Annotated in this window: 9 protein-coding genes and 1 tRNA gene; all 10 read right to left on the bottom strand. The window is 62.8% G+C overall.

Annotated elements, in window-relative coordinates; translation table 11 throughout:
* A partial coding sequence (rpoB, locus tag ACI2JH_RS19375; RefSeq protein WP_404736974.1) for a DNA-directed RNA polymerase subunit beta occupies window positions 1-2,567 on the bottom strand: 2,567 nt, incomplete at its 3' end.
* A 309-nt stretch (window positions 2,568-2,876) separates the two neighbouring features.
* Entirely contained in the window at window positions 2,877-3,245 is a 369-nt protein-coding gene (gene rplL, locus ACI2JH_RS19370; RefSeq protein WP_042615319.1) for a 50S ribosomal protein L7/L12, read from the bottom strand.
* Between the two features lie 63 nt (window positions 3,246-3,308).
* A complete protein-coding gene (gene rplJ / locus ACI2JH_RS19365; RefSeq protein WP_042615320.1) occupies window positions 3,309-3,842 on the bottom strand; it encodes a 50S ribosomal protein L10 in 534 nt (177 codons plus the stop codon).
* Window positions 3,843-4,226: 384 nt separating this feature from the next.
* Window positions 4,227-4,925: a 50S ribosomal protein L1 gene (rplA, locus tag ACI2JH_RS19360; protein WP_042615321.1), complete on the bottom strand. Its 699-nt coding sequence runs from the start codon at window positions 4,923-4,925 to the stop codon at window positions 4,227-4,229.
* Window positions 4,926-4,929: 4 nt separating this feature from the next.
* Complete coding sequence (gene rplK, locus ACI2JH_RS19355) at window positions 4,930-5,358, bottom strand: 50S ribosomal protein L11 (RefSeq protein ID WP_042615322.1); 429 nt, start codon at window positions 5,356-5,358, stop codon at window positions 4,930-4,932.
* 201 nt (window positions 5,359-5,559) lie between these two features.
* Window positions 5,560-6,123, bottom strand: coding sequence for a transcription termination/antitermination protein NusG (gene nusG, locus ACI2JH_RS19350; protein WP_042615323.1), 564 nt, complete (start codon window positions 6,121-6,123; stop codon window positions 5,560-5,562).
* A 10-nt stretch (window positions 6,124-6,133) separates the two neighbouring features.
* Window positions 6,134-6,547 (bottom strand): preprotein translocase subunit SecE, encoded by a 414-nt coding sequence (secE, locus tag ACI2JH_RS19345; protein WP_101098572.1) that lies wholly within the window; start codon window positions 6,545-6,547, stop codon window positions 6,134-6,136.
* Between the two features lie 46 nt (window positions 6,548-6,593).
* Window positions 6,594-6,669: transfer RNA gene (locus ACI2JH_RS19340), tRNA-Trp, on the bottom strand.
* A 103-nt stretch (window positions 6,670-6,772) separates the two neighbouring features.
* Complete coding sequence (tuf, locus tag ACI2JH_RS19335; RefSeq protein WP_101098575.1) at window positions 6,773-7,963, bottom strand: elongation factor Tu; 1,191 nt, start codon at window positions 7,961-7,963, stop codon at window positions 6,773-6,775.
* A gap of 50 nt (window positions 7,964-8,013) precedes the next feature.
* On the bottom strand, window positions 8,014-9,908 hold a 1,895-nt coding region (gene fusA, locus ACI2JH_RS19330; protein WP_404736973.1), incomplete at its 5' end, for an elongation factor G.

Here is a 9,908-nt window from a genome sequence, read left to right as displayed (position 1 = left end):
CGATCCTCTTCCACCACGCGCTCGGAGAGCAGGATGGAGTCTTCGAAGTTGTAGCCGTTCCACGGCATGAAGGCGATCAGCATGTTCTGGCCCAGGGCCAGTTCGCCGATGTCGGTCGACGGACCGTCGGCCAGCACGTCGCCACGCGCCACCACGTCACCCACGTTCACCAGCGGACGCTGGTTGATGCAGGTGTTCTGGTTGGAACGGGTGTACTTGACCAGGTTGTAGATGTCCACGCCGGCGTCGGTCGCGCCGATGATTTCTTCTTCGACGATCTTGACCACGATGCGTGCGGCATCGACCTGCACCACTTCACCACCACGACGGGCGTTGACGGTGACGCCGGAGTCGCGTGCCACGGCACGTTCGATGCCGGTACCCACCAGCGGCTTCTGCGCACGCAGGGTCGGCACGGCCTGGCGCTGCATGTTGGCGCCCATCAGTGCACGGTTGGCGTCATCGTGTTCCAGGAACGGAACCAGCGCCGCGGCGACCGACACGGTCTGCATCGGCGAGACGTCCATGAAGTGCACTTCCGCCGGCGGCTTCAGCAGCGATTCGCCCTGGAAGCGGCACGGCACGAACTGCTCGGTCAGCACGCTGTCGGCATTGGTCAGGGCGTTGGCCTGCGCAATGACGTACTCGTTTTCTTCGATGGCCGACAGGAACTCGACTTCGTCGAACACCTTGCCGTCCACGACCTTGCGGTACGGGGTTTCAAGGAAACCGTACTCATTGGTGCGGGCGTACACGGCCAGCGAGTTGATCAGGCCGATGTTCGGGCCTTCCGGCGTTTCGATGGTGCAGACGCGGCCGTAATGGGTCGGGTGCACGTCGCGCACTTCGAAGCCGGCGCGTTCGCGGGTCAGGCCGCCCGGGCCCAGGGCCGAGACGCGACGCTTGTGCGTGACTTCCGACAGCGGGTTGTTCTGATCCATGAACTGCGACAGCTGCGAGGAGCCGAAGAATTCCTTGATCGCCGCAGCCACCGGCTTGGCGTTGATCAGTTCCTGCGGGGTCAGGCCTTCGGATTCGGCCATCGACAGGCGTTCCTTGACCGCGCGCTCGACGCGGACCAGGCCCACGCGGAACACGTTCTCGGCCATTTCACCGACCGAACGCACGCGACGGTTGCCCAGGTGGTCGATGTCATCGACGACGCCACGGCCGTTGCGGATCTCGGTCAGGACCTTGATCACGTCCAGGATGTCGGACGACTCGCCATGCGCGGCGACCAGGCGCTTGGACTCTTCGTCATTGCGCTCGCCGTAGTACTTGCGGTCGTACAGCACGGCTTCGCCGGTGGTTTCCTTGCGGCCCACGCGACGGTTGAACTTCATCCGGCCGACCGTGGACAGGTCGTAACGCTCGAAGGTGAAGAACAGGTTGTGGAACAGGTTCTGCGCGGCGTCCTTGGTCGGCGGCTCGCCCGGACGCATCATGCGGTAGATCTCGACCAGCGCTTCCAGCTGGGTCTTGGTCGGATCGATGCGCAGGGTGTTGGACAGGTACGGACCACGATCGAGATCGTTCACCCACAGGGTGCCCACCGCGTCCACGCCGGCCTTGCGGAAGGCCTGCAGCTGGTCGTCGGTGATTTCGTCGTTGGCCTGCGCCAGCAGTTCGCCGGTGGCCGAATCGACCACGTCGTGCGACAGGATGCGGCCGACGATGTAATCGTCCGGCACGGCCAGGGCGGCGATGCCCGAGGCTTCCAGCTGCTTGACGTGGCGCGCGGTGATGCGCTTGCCGGCTTCCACGATGACCTTGTCACCGTCGGCCAGGTCGAAGCCCAGGGTTTCACCACGCAGGCGCTCGGCGACCAGCTCCAGCTGCACGCCTTCGTCGGGGTTGATGTGGAACGTGTTGATCTCGAAGAACTCGGCCAGCATCTCTTCGTTGCTGTAGCCAAGCGCGCGCAGCAGGATCGACACCGGCAGCTTGCGACGGCGATCGATACGGGTGAACAGCGCGTCCTTCGGGTCGAACTCGAAGTCCAGCCAGGAACCGCGGTACGGGATGATGCGGGCGCTGTACAGCAGCTTGCCCGAGCTGTGGGTCTTGCCACGGTCGTGGTCGAAGAACACGCCCGGCGAGCGGTGCAGCTGGGAGACGATGACGCGCTCGGTGCCGTTGACGATGAAGGTGCCGTTCTCGGTCATCAGCGGGATCTCGCCGAGGTAGACCTCCTGCTCCTTCACGTACTTGATGGCCTTGGTCGACGACTCACGGTCGTAGATCACCAGGCGCACGGTCACGCGCAACGGCGCGCCGTAGCTCATGCCACGCTGGCGGCACTCGCGCTCGTCGAACACCGGTTCGCCCAGCTTGTAGCCGACATATTCCAGCGCGGCATTGCCGCTGTAGCTGGAGATGGGGAAGACGGACTTCAGTGCGGCGTGCAGGCCGTGGTCCGTGCGCTTGGCCGGATCGACGTTTTCCTGCAGGAACTCGCGGTAGGAATCCACCTGGATGGCGAGCAGGAACGGCACTTCGAGAATCGCGCGCGACTTGGCGAAATCCTTGCGGATGCGCTTCTTCTCGGTGAACGAATAGGACGTCATGAGATCTTCCACCTTGTTGTGCGGGGCGTGCGTCCACGACCCAAAAGGAAACTTGAAATTGTCAGTTGGAAGTCGCTGGTATTGCCGGCACCAGCACGCCTTCTATTGCTACTTCCAACTGCCAACTTGACTGCATCTGCTTGACCGCCGCCGCGCTTGGCGCTGGCCGGACGGGCCTTTTCCTGCAGCCCGTGTTGGGCTTTTTTCAACGATGTTCGGGGTACCGCATGAAACGACCAAAGGCCGGGGGCTTTACGCCCCCAGCCTTGGCTGCATCGCCGGAAATCGATGGCGACGCAAGGGATCTGCTTACTTGACTTCGACAGTCGCGCCAGCAGCTTCCAGGTCCTTCTTGATCTTCTCGGCTTCGTCCTTCGACGCGCCTTCCTTCACGACGCCGCCGGCTTCGGTCAGGTCCTTCGCTTCCTTCAGGCCCAGGCCGGTGATGGCGCGGACGGCCTTGATCACTTCGACCTTCTTGTCGCCCGGCGACTTCAGGGTCACGGTGAATTCGGTCTGCTCTTCAACAGCGGCAGCCGGGCCAGCGGCAGCAGCCACGGCGACCGGAGCAGCGGCGGAAACGCCGAACTTCTCTTCGATGGCCTTGACCAGCTCCATCACTTCCATCAGGGACTTCGAGGCGATGGCTTCGACGATCTGTTCGTTGGAAAGGGACATTTTGATTACCTTTGAATGATTTTCTGGGTTGAGGTTCCGTCAGGAACCACGGTAGGTCGAAACTCAGGCGGTCTCGGCGACCGGCTCAGCAGCAGCAGCGGCTTCGCCACCACCCAGCTGATCCGCCAGTGCCTTGTTGGCGCGCGCGAACATCGTGACCGGCTCGGTCAGGACGCGTGCCAGCATTGCCAGGGCCTGGTCGAGGGTCGGCAGCGAGGCCAACACGTCAACGTGGCTTGCCGGGAACACTTCGCCACCAATGGCGACAACCTTGGGCTGCAGCTTATCGTTGCCCTTGGCGAATTCCTTGATCAGGCGACCGGCTGCGCCGGGCTCCTCGAGCGAGAACGCATACAGCAGCGGACCGACCAGCTTGTCCTGTGCACATGCGAATTCGGTGCCTTCAACGGCACGCGAGGCCAGGGTGTTCTTGACAACTTTCAAGAAAACGCCGGTTTCACGAGCCTGCTTGCGCATCGCGGTCATCTGGGAGACCGTGGTGCCAGCGTATTCGGCTGCGATCAAGGAGTGGGCCTTGGCGGCGATGTCTGCCAGCTCCGCGACTACTTCTTGCTTCTGGGACAGATTGAGAGCCATTGCACTCCTCCGATTGAACTCCGCTTACGGCTCCTGCCGTTTGCGGTCCTGGGCGGCGTCCTTCCTGGACACCGGGAACATCGGGTTGATGTTCCGGGGGGTGGGCCGTTCCAGACCTGGACTCAACCTGGGGCTACCCAGGATTGCGTGAACCAGAAAAACTCCAGAAGGGCACCATCTACGCAGGGTGATCCGGATGGATCGATTAAGCGTTCGTGACTGCTCCGGCGGCGACTCCCTGCCAAATCGAGCTTCCGTGCCCGTCGCCGGCATGCCACGACCGCACCTGCGGTCTTTGACGGCTGCCACCGGCGATGCGCTGCCGGCGGTTGCCTTCAAATGGGACGGATGCGGGACCGGGGGCCCCACATCCGCTTCAAACGATTACTTCAGGGTCAGGGTCGACTGGTCGACAGTGACGCCCGGGCCCATCGTCGAGCTGACCGACACCTTCTGCAGGTACAGGCCCTTCGAGGTGGCCGGCTTGGCCTTGATCAGGTCCAGCAGCAGCGCCTGCAGGTTCGACTTCAGCGCTTCGTCTTCGAAGCTGGCCTTGCCAATGGTGCAGTGGATGATGCCGGCCTTGTCGGTGCGGTAACGCACCTGGCCCGACTTGGCGTTCTTGACGGCTTCACCCGGGTTGGCCGAAACGGTGCCGACCTTCGGGTTCGGCATCAGGCCGCGCGGGCCGAGCACGGTGCCCAGCTTACCCACGACGCGCATCGCGTCCGGGGTCGCGATCACGACGTCATAGTTCAGATCACCGGCCTGCATCTTCTCGGCCAGGTCGTCCATGCCGACGGCTTCGGCGCCAGCGGCCAGGGCTTCGTCAGCCTTGGCACCGGCCGGTGCGAACACCGCAACGCGGACCGACTTGCCGGTACCGGCCGGCAGCACGGTGGAACCGCGCACCTGCTGGTCGGACTTCTTGGCGTCCACGCCCAGGCGCACAGCCACGTCGATCGACTCGACGAACTTGGCGCTGGCAGTGGTCTTCAGGATCTTGATCGCGTCTTCGAAGCCATACGACTTGCCCGGGACGACGGCGGCCTTCAGGGCCTTTTCACGCTTGTTCAGTGCCATGTTATTAGCCCTCCACCACGATGCCGATAGAACGGGCCGAGCCGGCGATGGTACGCACGGCGGCGTCCAGGTCAGCGGCGGTCAGGTCGGGTTCCTTCGCCTTGGCGATCTCTTCCAGCTGCTTGCGGGTGACCTTGCCGACCTTCTCGGTGTTCGGGCGCTTGGAGCCCGACGAGATGCCAGCAGCCTTCTTCAGCAGGGTGGTCGCCGGGGTGCTCTTGGTGATGAAGGTGAACGTACGGTCCGAATAGGCCGTGATGATCACCGGAACCGGCAGGCCCGGCTCGAGCTTCTGCGTGGCGGCATTGAAGGCCTTGCAGAATTCCATGATGTTCAGGCCGCGCTGACCCAGCGCAGGACCGACCGGCGGCGAGGGGTTGGCCTGACCGGCCTTCACCTGCAGCTTGATGTAACCGACAACTTTCTTTGCCATGAGTATGCTCTCCGGGTGCTAGCGCCTTACGACAACAGGCTCCCCATCGGACCGGGAATCACGCGTCCCGGCATCGCGTTTTTGAATACACGCCGAAGGCCACCTTTCGGCGGCCTTCACTTTTGCCAGTTGCCTGGCAGGAAGCCGGGCACTATACCAGCCCTACCCGGCAGTGTCGAGCGCACTCGACACAACGGGCTATCAGCCGGTGGCCTTCTCGACCTGGCCGAACTCGAGCTCGACCGGGGTGGCGCGACCGAAGATCAGCACCGAGACGCGCAGGCGGCTCTTCTCGTAATTGACTTCTTCCACGACGCCATTGAAGTCGTTGAACGGGCCGTCGGTGACGCGGACCATCTGGCCCGGCTCGAACAGCACCTTCGGACGCGGCTTCTCGATCCCGTCCTGGACCCGGTTCAGGATGGCCTCGGCCTCCGAATCGGCGATCGGCAGTGGACGATCGGCGGTACCGCCGATGAAGCCCAGCACGCGGGAGGTGTCCTTCACCAGATGCCAGCTTTCGCTGTCGATGCGCGGAATGCCGCCTTCTTCGTGGGTCTCGATCTGGACCAGCACGTAGCCGGGGAAGAACTTGCGTTCGGAGCGGCGCTTCTGGCCAGCGCGCATCTCGACCACTTCTTCGGTCGGGACCAGCACATCACCAAACAGCTCCTGCTTCTCTTCACGAACGATGCGATCGCGCAGCGCCTGCGCAACCGACTTCTCGAAGCCTGAATAGGCGTGAACAACGTACCAGCGCTTCATGGGTATCTCCTTACCGGCTCAGGAACAGCTGAGTCAGTTTCTGAATGACGAAGTCGAACCCACCCAGCAGCAGGCTGAGGATGATCACAACGACGATGACGACCCAGGTCATCCGGATGGCTTCTTGGCGCGTCGGCCAGACCACTTTGCGCAGCTCGAAGCGCGACTCGGACAGGAATTCGCGGGTATCGCGGCCTTTCCCGGTCAGCATGAAAACGGCAATACCGCCCGCCAGGCCGACAATGACGGCCAGCGCGCGGATCTGACCGGCCCATGCACCCAGCTGGGCGGCACGACCGGAGTCTGCAGAGAACCAGAACCACACGAACAGTCCGGCCAGCACCAACAGGGCTGCGGCGACGTACTTGACGAGGTCTCCACCAGAAGTGGACGTATCCTTGGAGTGTTCGATCTTGCTGTTCATCCGGCTCGGGCTGCTTTAGCGGCGGACCGCTGGTTAGGAAGGCAGATGGCACGCCAGGAGGGACTCGAACCCCCAACCTGCGGTTTTGGAGACCGCTGCTCTGCCAATTGAGCTACTGGCGTACGTTATAAACTTTGCCTTGCCTTAGACGGCGAAGGCGGACCGAGGTTCCCGGCCCGCCACTCGCGCGACCGGCAGCTTTACAAAAACCGCCGGTAGTGCAGATTACTTGATGATCTTGGAGACCACGCCGGCGCCGACGGTACGACCGCCTTCGCGGATGGCGAAGCGCAGGCCTTCGTCCATGGCGACCGGGTTGATCAGGGTGACAACCATCTTCACGTTGTCGCCCGGCATCACCATTTCAACACCTTCCGGCAGCTTGGCAGCGCCGGTGATGTCGGTGGTGCGGAAGTAGAACTGCGGACGGTAGCCGTTGAAGAACGGGGTGTGACGGCCGCCCTCATCCTTCGACAGCACGTACACTTCGCCTTCGAACTCGGTGTGCGGCTTGATCGAACCCGGCTTGCACAGGACCTGACCGCGCTGCACGTCGTCACGCTTGGTGCCGCGCAGCAGCAGACCGGCGTTGTCGCCTGCCTGACCCTGGTCGAGCAGCTTGCGGAACATTTCCACGCCGGTGACGGTGGTCTTGACGGTGTCACGGATACCGACGATTTCGATTTCTTCGCCGACCTTGATCACGCCGCGCTCGATACGACCGGTCACCACGGTGCCGCGGCCGGAGATCGAGAACACGTCTTCCACCGGCATCAGGAACGGCTTGTCGACGTCACGCTCCGGCAGCGGAATCCAGCTGTCCAGGGCTTCGACCAGCTTGATGACGGCCGGCACGCCGATGTCGCTCTGGTCGCCTTCCAGCGCCAGACGGGCCGAACCGGCGATGATCGGGGTGTCGTCGCCCGGGAAGTCGTACTTGCTCAGCAGCTCGCGCACTTCCATTTCGACCAGCTCGAGCAGCTCGGCGTCGTCGACCATGTCGGCCTTGTTCAGGAACACGACGATGTACGGCACGCCGACCTGGCGCGACAGCAGGATGTGCTCGCGGGTCTGCGGCATCGGGCCGTCAGCAGCGGAGCAGACCAGGATCGCGCCGTCCATCTGCGCAGCACCGGTGATCATGTTCTTGACGTAGTCGGCATGGCCCGGGCAATCGACGTGGGCGTAATGACGAACGGTGGATTCGTATTCGACGTGTGCGGTCGAGATCGTGATGCCACGTGCCTTTTCTTCCGGCGCGGCGTCGATCGCGGAGTAATCCTTGAACTCGCCACCGAAGCGCTCGGCACCGATCTTGGTCAGTGCGGCGGTCAGCGTGGTCTTGCCGTGATCGACGTGACCGATGGTGCCGACGTTGACGTGCGGCTTGGTGCGCTCGAACTTACCCTTTGCCATTTCTATCTACCTTTTAGTTTCTAAAGTGGTGTGGAGGACCTGAGCCAGGCTCAGGCCTTCTTCATGACTTCGTCGGCGATGTTGCTCGGCGCCGGCTCGTAGTGGTCGAATTCCATCGTGAACGTGGCACGGCCCTGGGTCTGCGAACGCAGCGAGGTCGCGTAGCCGAACATTTCACCCAGCGGGATCATCGCGTTGATGATTTCCGCCGAACCGTCACCGGTCACGCTCGAACCCTGCAGCATGCCGCGACGACGGCTGACGTCGCCCATCACGTCACCCTGATAGTCGCTCGGGGTCACGATCTCGACCTTCATGATCGGCTCCAGCAGGACCGGCTTGGCCTTGGAGAAGCCCTGCTTGAAGGCCATCGAGGAGGCCAGCTTGAACGCCATTTCCGAGGAGTCGACGTCGTGGTACGAGCCGAACACCAGCTTGACCTTGACGTCCACGACCGGGAAGCCAGCCAGCGGACCGCTGGTGATGGTTTCGCGCAGGCCCTTTTCGATCGACGGAATGAATTCCTTCGGAATCACGCCACCGGTGATGTCGTTGATGAACAGGAAGTCGTCCTTGATCATCGGACCGATCTTCGGATCGGCACGGTCTTCAGCGGTGATCGGCGACAGCTCGATCACGACGTGACCGTACTGACCCTTACCACCGGACTGCTTGGCGTGCTTGTAGTCCGACTTCACATTCGACATCTGGATGGTTTCGCGGTAAGCCACCTGCGGCTTGCCGACGTTGGCTTCAACGTTGAACTCGCGCTTCATGCGGTCGACGATGATGTCCAGGTGCAGCTCACCCATGCCCGAGATGATCGTCTGGCCGGATTCCTGGTCGGTCTTGACGCGGAACGACGGATCTTCCTGGGCCAGGCGGCCGAGGGCCAGACCCATCTTTTCCTGGTCGGACTTGGTCTTCGGTTCGACGGCCATCGAGATGACCGGCTCCGGGAACACCATGCGCTCCAGGATGATCGGGTGCTCCTGCGAGCACAGCGTGTCACCGGTGGTGGTGTCCTTCAGACCCACGGCCGCAGCGATGTCACCGGCCAGCACTTCCTTGATCTCTTCGCGATCGTTGGAGTGCATCTGCAGGATGCGACCGATGCGCTCCTTCTTGCCCTTGACCGAGTTCAGCAGCTGGTCGCCGGCGTTCAGCGTGCCCGAATAGACACGGAAGAAGGTCAGCGCGCCGACGAACGGGTCGGTGATGATCTTGAAGGCCAGCGCCGAGAACGGTGCCTTGTCATCGGACTTGCGGCTCAGGGCGACGGTTTCGTCGTCCACGTCGGTACCGGTCACGTCCGGCACGTCGATCGGCGACGGCAGCAGCTGCACCACGCCGTCCAGCATGGCCTGCACGCCCTTGTTCTTGAACGCCGAACCGCAGTACATCGGCACGATGTCGGTGGCCAGCGTGCGCACGCGCAGGGCCTCGACGATCTCGGCCTCGGTCAGCTCTTCGCCGCCCAGGTACTTTTCCATCATCTCTTCGCTGGCTTCAGCCGCGGCTTCGATCATGTAGGTGCGGGCCTCTTCGGCCTCCGCCAGCATGTCGGCCGGGATGTCCAGGTAATCGAACTTCATGCCCTGCGAAGCTTCATCCCAATGGATGGCCTTCATCTTGATGAGGTCGACCACGCCCTTGAAGTTTTCTTCAGCGCCGATCGGCAGCTGCATCGGCACGGCAACGGCACCGAGCTTGGCCTTCAGCTGGCCAACGACCTTGGTGAAGTTGGCACCGGTACGGTCCATCTTGTTGACGAAGGCAATGCGCGGCACCTTGTACCGGTTGGCCTGGCGCCACACGGTTTCGGACTGCGGCTGGACGCCACCGACGGCGCACAGCACGAACACCGCACCGTCGAGCACGCGCAGCGAGCGCTCCACTTCGATGGTGAAGTCGACGTGCCCGGGGGTGTCGATGATGTTGAAAC

It is taken from the genome of Stenotrophomonas sp. NPDC078853 (genome assembly GCF_044901215.1).
Lineage (GTDB): Bacteria > Pseudomonadota > Gammaproteobacteria > Xanthomonadales > Xanthomonadaceae > Stenotrophomonas > Stenotrophomonas lacuserhaii.
This window is presented reverse-complemented; position numbering and strand designations above follow the sequence as displayed.

What these genes read in the sequence shown, in the direction of transcription:
- rplL (WP_042615319.1), bottom strand. Translation starts at nt 3,245, where the DNA reads ATGTCCCTTTCCAACGAACAGATCGTCGAAGCCATCGCCTCGAAGTCC.
- rplJ (WP_042615320.1), bottom strand. Translation starts at nt 3,842, where the DNA reads ATGGCTCTCAATCTGTCCCAGAAGCAAGAAGTAGTCGCGGAGCTGGCA.
- rplA (WP_042615321.1), bottom strand. Translation starts at nt 4,925, where the DNA reads ATGGCACTGAACAAGCGTGAAAAGGCCCTGAAGGCCGCCGTCGTCCCG.
- rplK (WP_042615322.1), bottom strand. Translation starts at nt 5,358, where the DNA reads ATGGCAAAGAAAGTTGTCGGTTACATCAAGCTGCAGGTGAAGGCCGGT.
- nusG (WP_042615323.1), bottom strand. Translation starts at nt 6,123, where the DNA reads ATGAAGCGCTGGTACGTTGTTCACGCCTATTCAGGCTTCGAGAAGTCG.
- secE (WP_101098572.1), bottom strand. Translation starts at nt 6,547, where the DNA reads ATGAACAGCAAGATCGAACACTCCAAGGATACGTCCACTTCTGGTGGA.
- tuf (WP_101098575.1), bottom strand. Translation starts at nt 7,963, where the DNA reads ATGGCAAAGGGTAAGTTCGAGCGCACCAAGCCGCACGTCAACGTCGGC.